Source organism: Tautonia rosea (genome assembly GCF_012958305.1).
Classification (GTDB): domain Bacteria; phylum Planctomycetota; class Planctomycetia; order Isosphaerales; family Isosphaeraceae; genus Tautonia; species Tautonia rosea.
In genome coordinates, this window is record NZ_JABBYO010000004.1 from 341,739 (window position 1) to 358,735 (window position 16,997).

Sequence of the window (16,997 nt, forward strand, 5' to 3'; positions counted from 1 at the left end):
TTCGCCGGGCCTCCGTGCTCGTATCGTGTCAAACGGTGCAGACGCAGTGCCAATTCGAGACGAAGCTCTTGGCTCCGTTCCTGGTCTCTGGACCGGATCGAACCCGATTGGTGAGCCCCTTCATGCCATGATCCGCCTTCCTCGATTCACCCAGATTCCGGCCGCTCGAGCGGGCCTGGCCGTGCTCGGGCCGATCGGGCCGGAAGGCTCGGGGGTTTCGTACCGCGCCTGGTCCCCCGGTGAAGGAGACGCCGTAACCCTTTGGATCGACGGGGCACGCGTTGAGGACGACCCGGTCCGGGCCGAGCGCCTTGCCCGACAGGCGTTTGCCCTGGAGCGGGTCCGTCATCCGAACCTGGCCGAAGTCCTGCGCTTCGAATCGCTCGGCGGCCGGCTGGCACTCATCGAACGCCCTGGCGGACTCGTTCGGGCCGAATCGCAGGAGCCGGTTGACTCCGAACACGAACCCGGACGCCGGCCCGGTCCCTCGTCGGTCCGACGCGCCGTCGGCGAGGCGCTCCAGGCGAGCCGAGCGATTCAGGCCCTCCATGACTTGGGCCTGAGTCACGGGAACCTCCGGCCCGAGTCGCTGGTCGAGCTGGCCGATGGTCGGGTGATCCTGACCGGCCTCGGCCGTATCCCGCCCCCTCCGGAAGACCCCGAAGCGACCGATCCTCCCGCGTTTCCCGACCCTTCGGCCGAGCGATCAGACCTCAACGCCCTCGGCTGCGTGCTCTACGAACGACTCACCGGCACCCCGCCCGGCCCCTCCTCCCATCCCTCCGAGACCCCCCCGCCCGAGTCGCTCAACCGCCGGGTTCCCGCAAGTGTCTCCACCCTGATCCGGAGGCTCCGGCTCCCGGTCGAGGACGGTGGCTTCGCGTCGATCGCCCCGGCCGTCGCCGAACTGGAGCGGATCGTCGGCGCTCCGACCCCAGAGACCTTTCTTCCCCGGCAATCACTGGTCGAGGCGTACCGCTCGTTTGCCTCGTCGTATGCCAATGCACCGACTGATCGCCTTGGGAAAACGGTGACGCTCGGCTTCTACGGCGGCACGGGTGCCCTCGTCCTGCTCGCCCTGCTGCTCGCCCTTCCAAGCCTGGCCCTGGGCCTGCTCCACCTGATGTTCTTGACGGCCCTGTTCGGCTTCGTCGTGGGCGGGGTCCGGCGCGGGGGAGCCCTGTTCGACCGGGTCCGGCGGTTCGTCCTCGGAGGTCGGGGGCGCGATCTGGCGACGGTCGCGGCAGCGGTGGTGCTGGGCCTGCTCGGCCTGAAGGCGGCGGGCTTGCTCGGCATCATGATCGCGCTCGGGATCGTCGCGGCGATTCTGGCCGGGGTCCGCGAGGTGTTGATCGACGATCGCCTGGCCCAAGAGCGCCGCGAGCCCCTCGATCGGGCCTCGACCGTGCTCCGGGATCTCCGCGTCCACGGTCTGACGGAACCGGCCGTCCGCGCCTTCGCCATCGACCACGGTGGCGAGCACTGGGGGCCATTGTTCCTCGCCCTCTTCGGAGCGGACGCCTACCGGGCCGCCTCGACGCGACGGGCGGTACCCTGGCCCGACCGATGGCTCCGGGTCGAGCTGCTCGGCCGGATGACGCGGTTCTTCGACTCCCGCCTGATAATGCGTCGCAATGAACGCGACCGGGGAGTTCTGACCGACCTTGAAGAGATCCGCCTCAAGGCCGCCGGGGTGCCGGAGCTGACCGCCCGGCGGCGGTCGTGGCGGATCGCCCCGGCCTTGATCGCCCGCGCCCGAGCCTTCGAGCGGGGTGATCACTTGTCCGGCGGCAGCCTGGCCGCTTCACTGGCCGACGCGATTCGGAACCCCGAGACCGTCCTGGTCGAGGTCGAGGCCGAGAACCCCTTCGACCGCCTCTGCCGCCGATCGCTCACCCTGCTCGACACCCTCACCGGCCCTCGGGTCCGGCTGCTCGTCGGACTCGCCTTGCTGGCCGGATTCCTGGCCTGGATGCATCAGAACCGGCTGATTCCTCAGGAAACCCCTGCCGAGCTGATCGAGGCTGCCCGATCACCCGAAAACCTCGACCTGACCGAACTTGGCCAGTCGCTCGACGCTCGCCGCCAGGCCCTCCAGGCGGAGGCCGAGCGGGCCGAACCGCTTCGAGCCGAGATCGCGCCCGGACTCCTCGCCCTGCTCTTTCGCCACGTCGGCGCTGGGCTGGCCGCACTGATCCTTCTGTCGTCCTGCCTTTCCGCCCGGCGATCCGTGGCCCTGGCCTCGCTCGGTGCGACAGTTGTCGCCCTCTTCGGCCCCGACTTCGGCCTGCCGATCAGCGTGAGCCTCGGCCTGGCTCTGGGCCTGGCCCTGGTCGTTCCGACGGTGATCCGTCGCCTTGCCTGAAACTGGAAAACTACCCAGACTCTCTGGTTTTCCTTGCACTTGCCATATTCCCGTGGTTCCCTCGGCTCTCTGCTCAAGGTATCCTCCGCACCTTCCGATCGTTGAAGACGGGCGGTCCGGATCGACCGACCGGTCGGAGTGAACCAGGAGGGTGAGGCGCGATGGATCGCGACGGACCCGACAGGGAGCGGAAACCGAGACAGGGCGAGGGCGTCGGCCAGGGCGAAGGCCGCGCTCGGTGTGTGCCTGTCGTGCTGCTGGAAGTCCTGAGCCTGCTCATGTTTGTGCTGGGAGTGGGGGGGACGTGCGCCCTCCTGATTGCCGCGCACTGGAGGGTTGGGAAGGACGAGCCGCCTGCGGCCGTCGTGGCGATGCCCGCCTCCGGCACTGGCACCGCGAACGGCTCAGACGAGGAGGCACCACCCCCTGAGGTTGCCCTTGTCCCGGAACCTGAGCCGGAACCGGTCCCGGAACCCGAGCCGGAGCCAGAACCCGCCGTGCCCCAGGTCGATCTGACGGCCGAAGCTCTGGCAGAGCTGGACGCGAGACGAGCCCGGCTGGCCGAGCAGGTCGATCGGGTCTCGCAGCGGGTGGCGGCGATCGGCGGGAGCCTGAAGGAGGCGGGGCGGCAGATCGAGGCGTTCCTGGCCGAGGCAAGGGAGGCGGATCGCCGTCGACTTCGGCTGGCGGCCGAGGCCGAGCAGCTGGAGGCCGAACTGCAACTGGTGGCCCTGGAACGGGATGTGCTCGAACGGCAGAAAGATCAGGCCGAAGCCGCTCGCCGCCAGAAGATCGAGCGGCCGGGTTATGCAATCCTCCCCTACCGAGGACCGTCGGGCACCTGGCGGCGGCCGATCCCGGTCGAGTGCCGCAACGGCATGGCCGTGATGGAGCCGGGAGGCATGAGCTTCTCGATGATCGAGCTGGCCGCGATGCCGGGGCGATCCGGCCCGTTCGGCGCGGCGGTCAAGCGGCTGGCGTTCCTGCTCGAACGGGAAGGGGCACCCGGGGGAGAGCGGGTCGAGCCGTACGTCCTGTTCGTGGTCCGACCCGACGGCATCCGGCCGTTCTACGAGGCTCGATCGTCGCTCGACGCAATTGGAATTCCTTATGGGTACGAACTGGTCGATCAGGACTGGGAGATCGAGTATCCGGCCTGGGATGACCCGACCATCTGGGCTTCCCTTGATGCCTCGCTTCAGGCCGATCCGCCCATCGAGGACACCGCGACTGGGGGCGATCCTGGTCTGGCCGGGTTTGTAGGAGATGGCGGCTTCGGCGGATTCGGAGATCAGGATGGCCTGGGACGATCGGGGTCCCTGGGTGTCCCCTCGTATCCCGGTGGGGCCGCGATCGCCGAGGACATGCGCAGCCTGGCCGATCTGATGCCGGAGGGGCCGATCGGGCTTCCCGGTGATCCTGGGATCGGTTCGGGACTCGGCCGTCGAGGACCCGGGGCCGGTGGGCGATCGGGCGATCCAGGGTTTGGTTCAGGAGGCTCGGGGGCCGCTTCTCCGGGGGGGCAGTCGTCCATCAGCCCTGCCGAACTGGAGGAGTTGATCGCGGAAGGGACCCGCTCCCGAGGAACCTGGTCGAGCATCGTCGAGCCGGAAGTGCCGGGCCTCGACGGGATGCCGGGAGGCGAGACGGGTGGGGTGGATTCCCGCATCGCGGCTGGGTCTGGACTGGCGGGTCGTCCGGGGATCGGAGGCCGGGGATCGGCTGCGGCGATCGGAGGGCGAGGAGTGCCGGGAGGAGGAGGCGGGACCGGCCTTGGCTGGCAGGACGGCGAGCCGGGAGCCGGTCGGCCGGGCCTTCCGGTACCAGGCCTTGAGGAACTGCTTGGCTTCGGCGGTCAGGCCGAAGGCCGAGCCGACGGAGAGGCGGGGGCCGCGTTGGGCGATCCGATCGGCTCGGGAGCCGGGGCCGGGCTGCCTTCGGGAGAGCCGAACCCGTCCGACCCGTTGGCGGGAGGAGCGTCTCGGCCGGCCTCCGGCAATGGGAACGAAGGGGCATCGGGCGATTCGGCCTCGCCGATCTCTGGCCAGGCGTTGGGTTCTGGGTCGGGGTTTGGTTCCGCCGGCGGTTTCGGTCGGCGACGGATCGAGGTGGTGGTGGCCAGTGGCCGCAAGGGGGTGACGATTCACCCGGGCGGCTACCGCCTGAGCGAGGAGACGGTGAAGGACGACGACGGGCGCTTGGTGCAGGCGATCGAGGCGGTTGCGGCTTCGGAGCGGCGGAAGCAACCGGCGAGCGATCCGGTGCCGACCGTCCGGTTCCTGGTCGAGCCGGGGGGGTATGGTCTGTACTGGTCGGCCCGAAGCCAGGTCGAGCTGGCGAAGCCGGAGTGGCCGATCACCTGGCAGGCGAGCGAGCCGAGAACCTTCTCCCTCTTTGGATCGGAGCGCTGGTGATGAGCATGGTCACATCGTCGAGCCGATCGGACGAGGTCACCTGGAAATCGCCGGGGCGGGTGCTGGCGGAAGCGACGGCCCTGGTGCTGGTGATCGTCGGCCTGGGAGCCTGGATTGTCCGAGAGCCGGAGGCGGAACCGCTCGTGGTGGTCGATCCGGTGGTGGTCGAGGCTGAGCCGACGGCGGAACCGTTGCCGGTCGTCCTGCCCGAGGAGGCGGTGCCCGATCCCGAGCCGCCCCCCCTGCCCGATCCCGAACCGGAGCCCGAGCCAATCGGCCCCGATCCTGTCGCCCTGGCCCAGGCCGAGGAGGACCTGAAAGCGGTTGAGGCCGCCCTGACTGCCGCCGAGCAAGACGAAGCTCGCCTCGTCGCGGCTCGGGAAGAGTCCGAGCTATGGACCCTTGCCGCCGATCGCACCGCAGTCGAGTCGGCTCAGCAGCTTCGTCGCGAGGCCGAGCGAGTGGCCGAGGCCCGCGCGAATATCGCCGTCCTGCTCGAAGAACGGGACCGATTGAACCGGGTCATCGCCGCGATCGAGGCCGCGCCGCCGCCGAGAGAGGCGCTTAACACGAGTCGAAGCCCGGTCGCCCGGACCATCACCGGCGAGGAATACCACTTCGAGATCCGGGGGGATCGGGTCGCATTCATTGATCTGGATCGCTTGTTGGAAAAGGCCCAGGCCGATGCGAAGCTCCGTCTGCGGATGACCGGGCCGACGGCTCGGGGGGTCTCCGGGACGGTCGGGCCGATCGGGGCCTTCTCGATGTCGTACCAGATCGGGCCGACGGCGGTCGGGCTGTCGGCCGACCCGAGGCGGCCCACCGCAGTCTCAGCCTCGTACGGGCTACAGGGGTTCGAGGTTGTGCCGACGAGGGCCCAGCGGGGAGAGCCGTTTGAGCTGGCCCTGTCTCCCGCCTCCGAGGTTGGTCGGGTCATTCAGCGCCTGAATCCGGGTCGGACGACCATTACCCTTTGGGTCTATCCGGACGGGTTCCCGCTCTATCGGAGACTCTGGGACGTGCTGCACGGGTACGGCTTCACCATCGCCGCCCGCCCCCTCCCGGAAGGAATGCCGATCCGAGGGGGACCGAACGGCTCGCGATCGACCGGGCAGTAAGCTGCTCCTTGCCGGACGGTTCGAGGAACCGGCTTGTCAACGAGCGAACGGGTGGGACGGCTGGCTCAGGGGGAGCCGGTCCGGGCAAGGTAGCGCCCGCCGGACTCCTCGGCGATGGCGCGAAGCTGCTCGGTGCCTCGGCTGCCGCCGAGGTCGATGCAGTGGATCGGGATGCGATCGGGGTTGCGGCTGAGGATGGTCGTCTCAGTCCCGTTTGGGAATTCGCCGTCGGTGAGCAGGAAGACGGCGTCGGGTCGGAGGCCGAGGGCCAGCTTCATCGAGGATCGGGGGTCGGTCTCGCCTTCGGGGACGATGGAGTTAAGCCAGGCCATCGCCGCTCGCTTGCTCTTGGTGTCGGCCGATTGAGGGATGCCGCCGGCCATCGGGATCGATTGGTTGTTGAAGAAGATGACCAGGAAGCGCTGGGGGTATCGCAGGCTGTTGATGCAGCGTCGGAGTTCCTGCCGGGCCCGGTCGATCCGCAGGTCGTCGTCCATGCTGCCGGAACAATCGACGACGAAGACGAAGAAGGACCCCTTGGCCCGGATGCCGAAGAACGAGGTTTGCTGCCAGGCGGGGATGCTCCGCCAGTCGATCGAACCGTCGTACGGATCGCCCGCCGAGGGGCGGCGCTGATCGGCCAGGGCGTTGACCGATCGGACGGTCGGGCCGACGCGACGAGGAGTAGGCGGGTCGGCCTTTTCTCCGTCGGTGGCCGGGCTGTCCTTGCGGTCCGTCGGCTCGGGCCTTGGTGGGTTGTCGGAAGGCTTCGGCTCGTCGGCGAGTGCGGGCCGGATGAGCACCGAGGCACCCAGCAGCGCAAGGGTTACGAACCATCGAAGCGGCGGCCTCGGCTCAGTCGGGGATGATCGTCGCATGCGAAGGCTCCGAGGGATGAGGCTCGATTCGAGGTGATCCGGTCGGGTGTCTGGGCCGGGTGGGATCGACCCACCGGGACGCATTGACCTTTGACGCCATCGGTCCCCATGATAGTCGGTGTCGGTCGGCAATCGATCGGCTGCAATGCCCCCCCGCTCCTCATCGGCCGCCTGCGTCACGACGTTCGACCGTGATCCCTTCTGGAGTTCCTTGCCTTGTTTGAGGTCTTGACCACTGCCGACTGGATGACGCTGGGCGGGACGATTCTGACGCTGATCGCACTGGAAGGGCTGCTCAGTGCCGACAATGCGCTGGTGCTGGCGGTGATGGTCCGCCACCTGCCCCGAGAGCAGCAGAAAAAGGCCCTGCGCTACGGGATCATCGGCGCGTTCGTCTTCCGGTTCATCGCCGTCTTGCTGGCGGCGAGGATTCTGGACTACTGGCAACTGGAGGTGATCGGCGGCATCTATCTGTTGCAACTGGCTGTCCGACATCTGTGGACGGGAGAAGACGAACCGCACTACGACGACGACGACGCGAGTTTGGCCGAGGGGCAGGTTGCGCCAGTCTTGCACGAGGCCGGAGCGTCGGAACGCAGTGCCCCTCCGAAGCGACGGCGCCATCGCGGGGGCTTCTGGGCCACGGTCGCGGGAGTCGAGATGGCGGATATTGCCTTCTCGATCGACTCGATCCTCGCCGCCGTGGCCATTGCCGACGGGATGCCCGAGCATCTGCATGATGTGGAGTTCGGGTTCTTCACGCTCAAGACCTGGGTGATCTACATCGGGGGGGTCCTGGGGATCATCACGATGCGGTTCGTGGCCGGGTACTTCCTGCTCTTGCTGAACCGGTTCAAGGGGTTGGCGGTCGGGGCGTATCTGCTGGTCGGTTGGATCGGGTTGAAGCTGATCGGATCGGGCCTGCATCACGCCTTGTATCGGGGCGAGGAGCGTCTGACGGGCGGCTGGAAGGACGAGGTTCCGGAATGGCTCGCCCACAACCTGGAGATGCCGAGCTGGTTTTTCTGGAGCGGGATGCTGCTGATCCTGGTGATGAGCATGGTCTTCAGCCCTCGGAAACCGGAAAGCGGATCGACCAGATTGAGTTGAGCCGTTGTCACGAGCTGCTTTGGTTCCCGAAGGTCGAGCCCCCTCACCCGGCCTTCAGCCACCCTCTCCCCCGCGGGCGGGGAGAAGGTTCGGAGAAGCGGGTCAGGCGTAGGTGACTCCTTCGCGAGACAGGGCGGTTTGCAGGGCGACGGCGGCATCGCCGAAGCGATCGGGGCCGGTGAAGCCGTAGCTGGCCTCGGCGACGACGAGGTGGGGTTCGAGCACGCAGTAGCCGTCGAAGCCCTTGGCCACGGCGTCGGCGATGAGCTGGGGGATCATGCCCTCACCCTCGCCGGCAGGAACGTTCTTCTTGAGCTTCGTGTCGTAGTCCTTCACGTGGAAGTGGGCGACCCGATCGCGGAGCATCGACCAGGCCTTGTCGACCGGCTGGCCGACTTCAAGGTAATTGGCCGGGTCGAAGGCATGGCCGAGCGCGGGGGAGTGGACGGCGTCGAGCAGGTCCTTGACCCGTTCGGCGGTGTCGCCGTAGATCCCTTTCTCGTTCTCCAGCAAGAGGGTCACGCCGCGCTCCTCGGCGATTTTGGCCATGGCGGTCATGCGGCGGATGACCTCGTCGCGGTGGGCCTCCGGTTCGGTCCCCTCGGGGATGTAGTAGGAGAAGACCCGGATGCGGGGGCACTCGTAGAAGTCGCAGAGGTCGAGGGCGATCTTGTAGCGGTCGAGGTGGGGCTCGAACGGCTCGTCGGCCTTGATTTTGCCGATGGGAGAGCCGATGGCGCTGAGTCCCATGCCGCGTTCCTGGAGCATGGTGCGGAACTGCTCGTGCTGCTCGGTGGTGAGGTCGAGCACATTGGTGCCGAAGATGGAGCGGAACTCGACGAAGCGGATGCTGTGAATGAGGAGGGTGTCGAGCTGTTCGGAGGGGTCGGCCGAGATCTCGTCGGCGAAGGCACTCAGATAGATCATGGGGCGGTCTCGATGGGCCGGAGGGTGGGGTCGGTTCCGGGGCCGGGCTCAACCCGGTCTCGGACGGACACCCGGGGCGGTGGGACGGCGATCAATGCCCGCGATTCTACCACTCCGAGGGCGATCTGCGAACGCCCCGCAACCCCGAGCCGACCGGATGCGGCGGGCGCACGCTGAGCGATCGGAAGGCTTTCGGCCTCCGCGAGGAAGGGTTTCGAACGGTCTGCGGGTGGCGATTGCGGGCTGATCAGCCCCCTTCGAGCGGCTCGATGCGGTTCGGAGGGGACTCGATCGACGGGAGCGGAGAGCTGCTCGGTGCGCCCGGGTGCGCATCGGGTTGAGGGTCGGTGCGCTGAGGATCACGGGAAGAACCGGCGGGCGGTTCGGGACGATTGGCTTTGTCCCGGTTCGGGTTATGGCGATCAGCCGGGGCGTCTGCAAGGGGCGTTGGCAGTTCGTTTCGTGACTGGGGAGGTTCGGCAGAGGAGCGCCGGGGATCGGTGGCGGCTGGCTCGTCGTAGGACGAGCTCCGGTACGCACCGGAGGAGGAGCGGGTGGAGGCGGCCAGGCGGTCTTGCTGGAGGATGCGGGTGTCCATCTTTGAGCGTTCGACCTTGAGATTGACGACCATCGAAAGACTGCGCTGCATGTCTCGAAGGGCGTCGCGGCGGTAGCGGTGGCGGAGCTGACCATCCTTGCTGGTGTCGATCAGGGCGGCGGTTTCGGCGGCGAGGCGCTGAGGGCCTTCCTCCTCGTCCCAGGCAACCGGCCGGAGGGACTGGAGGCGTTCGATCTGATCGACGATCAGGGCGCGGAGCTGGGCGAGGGAGTCGGCGTCGGTTGTGAGGCCGGGCGGGGTGCCGGGCTGAAGCGCTGCGGGGGAGACGCGAGAGACGAGTTCCCAGAGGCGTCGGGCGTCCACATCGTGCGGCGGGGGTGGCTCGGAAGGTCGGCCCATGAGGCGAAGGGCCATGACCAGATCGGAGCCGATCCAGCCTCGGCCGGAGTCCAGATGGCGGAGCAAGGTCTGCCAGTGTCGGACGAGCCAGTCGATGCCGAAGGCGCTTTCCTGCAACTGGGCGACCACGGTTTCGGGATCGTCGCGGAGGCCCTGAGCCTTGCGGCGGATGGCGTGGCGTCGGCTTTCTTCCCACTGACGGACTGCCTCGCGAGTGGCAGGTTGGAGGCGGGCTTCCTCAACGTCGACGCAGCGGAGATAGCGGACGTATTCCATCGCGGCCGATCGGATGAGGGCTTCCTCGGAATCGGTCTGCGGCAGGTGCTTGGCCACCCAGCGATCGGCGATGACGATGAGGCGCTGGGCTTCTTCGTCACTGAGCGGCCGACGCGCGGTCAGGCCGTGCGTGACCGCGTTGCGCGAGCTGGTTGCCTTGCCCTCTTCGGAGCGAGGGCCGGTGGGTCGAGGGTCGGAGGTGGAAGCCATGAGAGGAGTCCTTTTGGTGTTGCGAAGCCAATCAAGGGAGCCAAGAAAGGGGACCGCCAGAAGCCAACGTGCGATCGAGTGTTCGGAGCCACACCAGATATCATCAGGAAATCGGGGCGAAATAGTCACAAAACTGAACAACGAGTGATCCGAAGCGGGCTGGAACCGAGGGGGCAGACGGTGGCGATCGGCAAACCGTAAGGTAGGATGGTGCAAGACCCATCGGTGACAACGGCAGACGCAAGAGGGGAAGCGAGCCCTCGGAGGCTCGCCACGTCGCGCAGCGCTGATACGATCGGTGAGGGACGCCGCCATGTTCTGGCTCTGGATGTTCTTGATCTACTGGCTCTTGCTATTTGTGGCCTCGTACATCGTGACGGAGTACGGTCAGAGGTACTTTTATGATGAGGTGACGCCGTTCGCCGGACTGAAGGTTGGGGCGTCTTCTCTGGCCCTGGCAGGCTTCCTGACGTGGTGGGACCCGTCGAGCGTGAACATGGTGACGACCGACATCGCGTACACGGCGATGCTGGCGATTGCCGGGTTCGTGTTGTTTTGCCTGGTGATGCAGTTTCATGCGTCGCATGCGCTGCTGCTGGGACCGGTGGCGGTGGTCCTGGTGGCGTTTACCGCGGCGATGGCGATGGATAGCCTCAAGGCCGGGCCGAGGGCGAACCTGCGCGATCGGCCGATTCCGCCGCAACAGCGGACCATTCGCAAGTCGGCGTCGTCGACCGTGGGCGTCCCGGTACCCAGCGCCGAGGAATCGTCAGGGACGCCTGAAAAGGCGGCCACCCCGGCTCGCCCTTGAGTCCTTGATGGGGTTTCCCAGCGGAGGGTCGGAGTGGCGGGGGGGCATCGTGACCCCGGTTGGTGGGGAGGCGGCCTCCTTGCTTTGGCAAGGGGATTGATAACCACGGGTTCCGAGGACTGAACCGGTGCCACCAGACAACCTGTGTCACCCCTTGTCGTTCACCGTTCAGGGCAAGCGAACGAACGGGTGACGTCAATCGTGTTGCGAGAGTGGATGCTCGCGCAATTTTTTCCTGAGATCCCTGGTTTCGCGCGACCTCTGGGATTGTCTTGCTTTGTGGAAGACCCTCGCCGTTGAAGAAGACTGTGGGGGATTGGGGGTCATTGGGGGGGAAACGGGAGCGCGGGAGCTTTCTCTCAACGGTGGACGGCGATGCGTGGCAGGCTTGGCCCAGGGAGTGCGACGTGAGAAACTGGCTGGAGTCTCATGACTCTCGTCGAGTGAGGCGATTGACGAGCGATCAGGAAAGCTGAGCGATGATGCCGGGGAGGACCTCGGCGAGGCGGTCGGAGGCCTCGATTGCGTGTTCGCGGAGGGTCCAGAGGTCCTTGACGCTGCTCGGGCGTTTCATCAAGGCACCGAGGGTCGCGCCGAGGCGGAAGCCGCCGGTGGGGCCCATGACGGTGAGGACCTCGGGGGGAAGGTCCGTGTTGGCCTCGTCGCTGACAACGCGAACGGCCAGAAAGCGCTGACTGCGGTCGGCACAGAGGGAGGCCACGGCGGCGGTTTCCATGTCGACGACGTCAGCGGAGAACCGATCGCGAAGGGTCGCCTTTTCGGCGGCGGTGCGGACGATCTTCGACGCGGTCAGGAGACGGCCGGAGGAAATGCGGATTTTCGAGGAGGGGGAGGATTCGGGAGGGGTGAAGGGAATGGTCAGGGGAGGATCATCGGGGCGGTTGGCGTCGACGATCTCGGTGGGGAAGAAGACGTCGTTGCGTTTGAGGTCGGGGTCGAGGGCGCCGCAGAATCCGACCGAGAGAAGCCATTTGGGCCGATGACCGCCGATCAGGCGCTTCGCCCCTCGGGTTGCGAGGGATCGGCCGACCCCGGAGACGATGAGGGTGACGACGGTGTTCCCGCCGAGCACGCCCTCGGTTACAGCGCGGTTCGAGCCTTCGGGGTCGGAGTAGGTGCGGATCTCGTGCAGGAGTTCGACGATCGGGTCGGCCTCGATGGGCAGGGCGATCACGATCCCGACGTCGGCGGGTTCGGGGGCGGGGAGGACCTGGTTCATGCGTCTCGATCGCGGGGCGAGGCGGAACGGGAGGAGACGGACGGTCTTGAAGGATGGCCGAAGGGGCTGTGCGAAATCAAGAGGCGGGGTAAGGATTTCGGATCGGCTGGGGCGGTTTGGGGGGATTGTCGCGGTGTGTTTGGGCAGGGAGCCCCCTCACCCGGCCTGCGGCCACCTACTCGGAGAGGGTTGAGTTCGGAATGACGCTGCTCGCTCGCGGGGAGAGAGGTGCGGGTGTGGATCGCAACGCGTGAGGTATGGGCAGAAGCTCCCCCTCACCCGGCCTGCGGCCACCCTCTCCCCCGTGAGCGGGGGAGAGGGTTGGGGAGGCAGAAGACTCGTGAGGGGCGAGCCGCCCTCGTTTTCCTCTCGCAGAGCACGGCTGGAGCGAAAGGCCTGACCGGGAGGCTGAGGTCGGCCTGCAAGGCGTGTGGCGTCGGATGGAGGGGGCGATTTGCGGGCTTTGTTACATGTCGAGCGGGCGGGGATCGGCGGGAACGCCGCAGGCGAGGGCTCCGGCGTGGACGCGGGAGGGGGCATTTGCGGCGATGGCTGATCGGTAGCGGGCCAGGGCCATCAAGGGGAAATAGATGCGGTAGAGATGGTAGCGAAGGTAGAAAACCTTCGGGAAACCGGTGCCGGTGAACTGGGGTTCGTCCCAGGTGCCGTCGGGGTTCTGGGTCCGAAGCAGGAAGGCGACGCCTCGTCGGACGCGGGCGCTTTGGGCGCGGCCGGCGGCGATCAGGCCGTTGACTGCCCAGGCGGTTTGCGAGGCGGTGGTGACGCCCTTGCCCATCCAGGCGGGGTCATCGTAGCTGAGGCACGATTCGCCCCAGCCGCCGTCCTCTTGCTGGACCGATTCGAGCCAGTCGGCCGCTCGCTGGACGTTCGGGTGATCCATTGGGAAGTTGATTGCCTGAAGGCCGAGCAAGACCTGCCACGTGCCGTAGATGTAATTGACCCCCCAGCGGCCGTACCAGCAACCTTCGGGCTCCTGGGTGGACCAGAGATACTCCAGGCCTCGGGCAACGGCTGGGTGATCGGCGCGGTAGCCGAGGGTGCCGAGGATCTCAAGAATCCGGGCGGTGATGTCGGCACAGCTCGGGTCGAGGATGGCGTTGTGGTCGGCGAAGGGGACCTTGGTAAGCAGTTGGTTGTCGATATCGACATCGAAGGCCGCCCAGCCGCCGTCTCGGTTTTGCATGGCCAGGAGCCAGGCGACGGCGCGATCGGTGACGGCCTGGCCTTCGGGAAACCGCATGAGCGCGGTCCGGCCGAGGGCGAGCAGGACCATGGCGGTGTCGTCGATGTCGGGGTAGAAGTCGTTGCGGTACTCGAAGGCCCAGCCGGTCGGTTCGAGTCCGGGGCGTCGGCGCTGCCAGTCGCCGGGGGTGCGGATCTCGTGGTCGAGCAGCCATCGGGCGGCCTGGAGCATGCGGGGGTCATCGGCCGGGAGACCGGAATCGGCCAGGGCGATCATGGCGATGGCCGAGTCCCAGGTGGGAGAGACGCAGGGCTGGACCCGGACCGAGTCGTGCTCCTCGATCATCAGGTCTTCGAGCTGCTGCATGGCCTGGCGGACGAGCGGGTGGTCGTCGGCGTAGCCGAGGGCGCGGAGAGCGAAGACGGAGTAGACCATGGCCGGGAAGATAGCGCCGAGCCCTTCGGAGCGGTCGAAGTGATCGACCATCCAGCGGTGGGCGGCGGAGAGACCGGGGCGTCGGACGGCCTTCGGGACGATCCGGTGAGCCCATTTCATCAGGCGGTCGCAGGCGACGAAGAAGTTGGCCCAGCTCCAGGTTTGCTCGGTCCGACGCGAGGGGGGAGGCAGATCGGGCCGGAACAGCTCGGCAATCCCCTGCTCGGCGGAGAGGTGGCGGACGGGTCGAAGGACCGAGAGGATCGCCAGGGGGACGACCATCGTCCGGGTCCAGGACGACATGTCGTAGATGCTCAGGCCGAGGTGGGTGGGGAGGAAGACCAGCTCGGGGGGGACGTACGGGCAATCGTCGTAGGAAATCTGGCCGAGCAGGGCGAGATAGAAGCGGGTGTAGCTGTTGCAGGCCTGGGCACCGCCGGCGTCGAGAATGCGCTGACGGACGCGAACCATCTCGGGATGCTCGGGGTCCATGCCGACGAGCTTCAGCGCGAAATAGGCTTTGACCGAGGCGCTGAGGTCGAACGGCCCGCCGGGGTAGATGGCCCAGCCGCCATCGGGCAGGCGTTGCTCGAACAGGTAATTGCAGAGCTTGGCGACGACCGGATCATCTTCGCGGCCGAGGGAGGTGAGCAGGAGGACGAACTCGGATTCGAGGATCGTGTCCCCTTCGAGCTCGCCGACCCAGTGGCCGTCGTCGCGTTGCTGGTCGAGCAGCCACTGTCGGGTGGCGGCCAGACCCTGATCGAGGGCCTCGGCATCGAAGGCCGGAGTCGTGAGACCTCGCGAGGAGGCTCCCGTGGTAGGACCTCGTCCTCGCTTGCTACCGTCGAGCTTGACGATCATCGCAGTCTCGGTCCCCCCTCCTTGAGGTGGTTCGTCCCGATGTCCCATCCGTGCTGCCGCATCGAACCTCGGGCGCGGTCGGCTCATCCGTGATCCGATTGGTCGCGCGGGGCACATCCTACGCCTCGATTTGTAGGACAATCAAGGCCAATCCGACCCCGGACGCCTCTTCTGCGGACGTTTTTTGCCTCTCCCCAACGCTGAGCGGCGTTAGAGTTTCCGCATCTTTCCGGAATTGACACGCAAGCGCGTTTCGATCGGGAAGACGACGGGGTGTTTCGGGAGCGGATACGAAGGGATGGGCCGGGAGTCAGAACGGCTCTCCCTGGCAAGCTGGAGAATGGAGGTCGGTGGAAGGGGGTTGGAGGTAATGGCGAGCGGGGTGAGCTGGGGAGGGATTTGGCCTGGCGGGAGCACGTGACGGAGCAGGAGGAGGACGACCGATCGGAAGGAAAGAACGCTCCTGGAACGCGGTGGGAGGGAGGGAGCGTGCCACGCCGAGGGGCTCGGCGTGGCGATCGGGGCCAGGAGTGGGCGATTACTGGACCTGGATGGGGTCGAGCGTCAGCTTGTCGAAGACGCGAACGACGTCGAGAAACTGGGCGTAGGGAGAGACACCGTCGAGGCTGGTGGCGTTAAGCTTCAGGTGAGTGGCGTCGACGTCGGTCTGACGGAGGGCGGCATCGACGGCGACCCAGCGACCGTTGACATAAACCTCATTCCACATGTGGAACCCAAAACCGCCCAGGTCATCGACGTAGAGCAGGCCCACGGCCACTCGCGCGGGGATGCCCGAGGCGCGGCACATGGCGGCGGTCAGGACGCTGTGCTCGCTGCAATCGCCGCTCAGGTCTCGGGCGACGTCGCGGGCGGTGGCGAAGGCGGTTTCGAAGTTTTTCTCGCGGACGTTGTCGGCGACCCATCGGGTGATGGCCTGGGCACGATCCCAGGGGTCGGGGGCGACGTTGGCCAGGGCTCGCTGGGCGAGGGCGATGACCTGCGGGTCTTCGCTATTGATCATCGGATTGGGGGCGAGGTATTCCGGGGCGACCGACGCAGGGCCGGCCGCGCCGGCTTGAGGCCCGGCGGTGCGGACGTCGAGCAGGACCGATCCGTCACCAGCGCGGCGGATGGATTGGCGTTCGTCGCGCGGGAAGATTTCCTCGGCCGGGGTGTCGCCGGTGAGGTCGACGCGGAAGGTGGCGGCCCGGACGTTGTCGGATTGGGTGATCCGCCGAGCGACCTTGACGATGGTTGCCTTGACGATGTCGAAGCCGCCGCTGCCGGGGGCCAGGGCTCCCTGTTCGGTGGTCCGGTAGGTGACGATGCCGCCAAAGGCGTCGGTGCGGCTCTTGAGGATCTGGCCGCCGGAATCGACCCAGTAGCTGGCGTCCATGCCGGGCAGCGGGGCACCGTCGGGGCCCTTGACCTGCGAATCGACGCGGAGCAACTCGATGGTGGTCCCCCCGCCCAGCTCGACCGATTCGAGCTGTTTGGCGTTGAGGATGGTCAGGCCGATCTGGTTGAGGTCGGGGATGAAGGTCTTGATCTCGCGGCGCTCGCCGGGCTGCATGGGAGATCGGGTAAGGCTTAGCTCAGGCCCGTAGGGGCCGCGGACGTCGTCGGGCCAGGGGAGCTCGACGCGGGTTTGCCGGCCTCCGGCGGTGAGGGTCAGGGGCATGACCCCATTCAGGACGTCACCGGAGACTCGGGTTTCGTTCGGCCCGGCAAGGCTTCGGGCGTCGAGCCGGAGGACCTGGCCTTCGTAGGTTTCGATCGTGCCGTAGCGGGTGGCGATAATCACCTGATTGTCGAGCCGCTTGAGCGTGAGCTTGGAATCGACCTGGATACGGAGCAGTTCGTGACCGTCTCCGGCCGTCACGGGCTCGACCTGAAGGTGGATGTGGCCGACCTTGCGTCCGCCGATGAAGACGGCGTCCCAGGCTTCTCGGGTGGTACGCTCCTGAGGCGGGGATTGTGGAGGCTCGGTAGCGCCGAGGATTCCTGACAGGGTCAGCACCAGCACACACGAGACGCCGAATCCTGGCCGGCGTTTGAGATCGATCCCTCGACGAATCATCGAGCCAAGTCCTCCCGGTCCGGGCTGGGGGCCGGGCAGCAGGACCTGGAGGCGAGGGCCGGTCAACTCGGGAAGGGCGCTGGACAAGCGAGCCGACCCGTGAGAAA

General features: G+C 67.1%; 11 protein-coding genes. 5 read left to right on the forward strand and 6 right to left on the reverse strand.

What is annotated here, in order from left to right; genetic code table 11:
* Positions 1-127 precede the first annotated feature (127 nt).
* From HG800_RS08975 to HG800_RS08985, 3 genes are all read left to right on the forward strand, one after another.
* Positions 128-2,365, forward strand: coding sequence for a hypothetical protein (locus HG800_RS08975; protein WP_169975989.1), 2,238 nt, complete (start codon positions 128-130; stop codon positions 2,363-2,365).
* Positions 2,366-2,526: 161 nt separating this feature from the next.
* A complete protein-coding gene (locus HG800_RS08980; RefSeq protein WP_169975497.1) occupies positions 2,527-4,779 on the forward strand; it encodes a hypothetical protein in 2,253 nt (750 codons plus the stop codon).
* Positions 4,779-5,897 carry a hypothetical protein gene (locus tag HG800_RS08985; protein WP_169975991.1) on the forward strand — a complete coding sequence of 373 codons (1,119 nt, stop codon included), beginning with the start codon at positions 4,779-4,781 and terminating at the stop codon, positions 5,895-5,897. The genes HG800_RS08980 and HG800_RS08985 overlap by 1 nt, the downstream gene beginning before the upstream one ends.
* Before the next feature lie 65 nt (positions 5,898-5,962).
* On the opposite strand, the gene HG800_RS08990 is transcribed toward HG800_RS08985, so the two are convergent.
* Positions 5,963-6,775: a vWA domain-containing protein gene (locus HG800_RS08990; RefSeq protein WP_169975993.1), complete on the reverse strand. Its 813-nt coding sequence runs from the start codon at positions 6,773-6,775 to the stop codon at positions 5,963-5,965.
* Positions 6,776-6,991: 216 nt separating this feature from the next.
* Between HG800_RS08990 and HG800_RS08995 the strand changes: the two genes are divergently transcribed.
* Positions 6,992-7,885, forward strand: a complete 894-nt coding sequence (locus HG800_RS08995; protein ID WP_235963479.1) for a TerC family protein — start codon at positions 6,992-6,994, stop codon at positions 7,883-7,885.
* A gap of 102 nt (positions 7,886-7,987) precedes the next feature.
* On the opposite strand, the gene HG800_RS09000 is transcribed toward HG800_RS08995, so the two are convergent.
* Both HG800_RS09000 and HG800_RS09005 read right to left on the reverse strand, forming a co-directional pair.
* Entirely contained in the window at positions 7,988-8,812 is an 825-nt protein-coding gene (locus tag HG800_RS09000) for a sugar phosphate isomerase/epimerase family protein (RefSeq protein ID WP_169975995.1), read from the reverse strand.
* 247 nt (positions 8,813-9,059) lie between these two features.
* A complete protein-coding gene (locus HG800_RS09005; RefSeq protein ID WP_169975997.1) occupies positions 9,060-10,256 on the reverse strand; it encodes a hypothetical protein in 1,197 nt (398 codons plus the stop codon).
* Positions 10,257-10,569: 313 nt separating this feature from the next.
* Between HG800_RS09005 and HG800_RS09010 the strand changes: the two genes are divergently transcribed.
* The gene (locus HG800_RS09010) at positions 10,570-11,067 is read left to right on the forward strand and encodes a hypothetical protein (RefSeq protein ID WP_169975999.1); all 498 of its coding nucleotides are present in this window, start codon (positions 10,570-10,572) and stop codon (positions 11,065-11,067) included.
* 463 nt (positions 11,068-11,530) lie between these two features.
* On the opposite strand, the gene HG800_RS09015 is transcribed toward HG800_RS09010, so the two are convergent.
* From HG800_RS09015 to HG800_RS09025, 3 genes are all read right to left on the reverse strand, one after another.
* Positions 11,531-12,307 (reverse strand): phosphorylase family protein, encoded by a 777-nt coding sequence (locus HG800_RS09015; protein ID WP_169976001.1) that lies wholly within the window; start codon positions 12,305-12,307, stop codon positions 11,531-11,533.
* Positions 12,308-12,773: 466 nt separating this feature from the next.
* Positions 12,774-14,810 carry a squalene--hopene cyclase gene (gene shc, locus HG800_RS09020; RefSeq protein ID WP_169976003.1) on the reverse strand — a complete coding sequence of 679 codons (2,037 nt, stop codon included), beginning with the start codon at positions 14,808-14,810 and terminating at the stop codon, positions 12,774-12,776.
* Between the two features lie 538 nt (positions 14,811-15,348).
* A complete protein-coding gene (locus HG800_RS09025; protein WP_235963481.1) occupies positions 15,349-16,977 on the reverse strand; it encodes a transglutaminase-like domain-containing protein in 1,629 nt (542 codons plus the stop codon).
* Between the last annotated feature and the right edge of the window lie 20 nt (positions 16,978-16,997).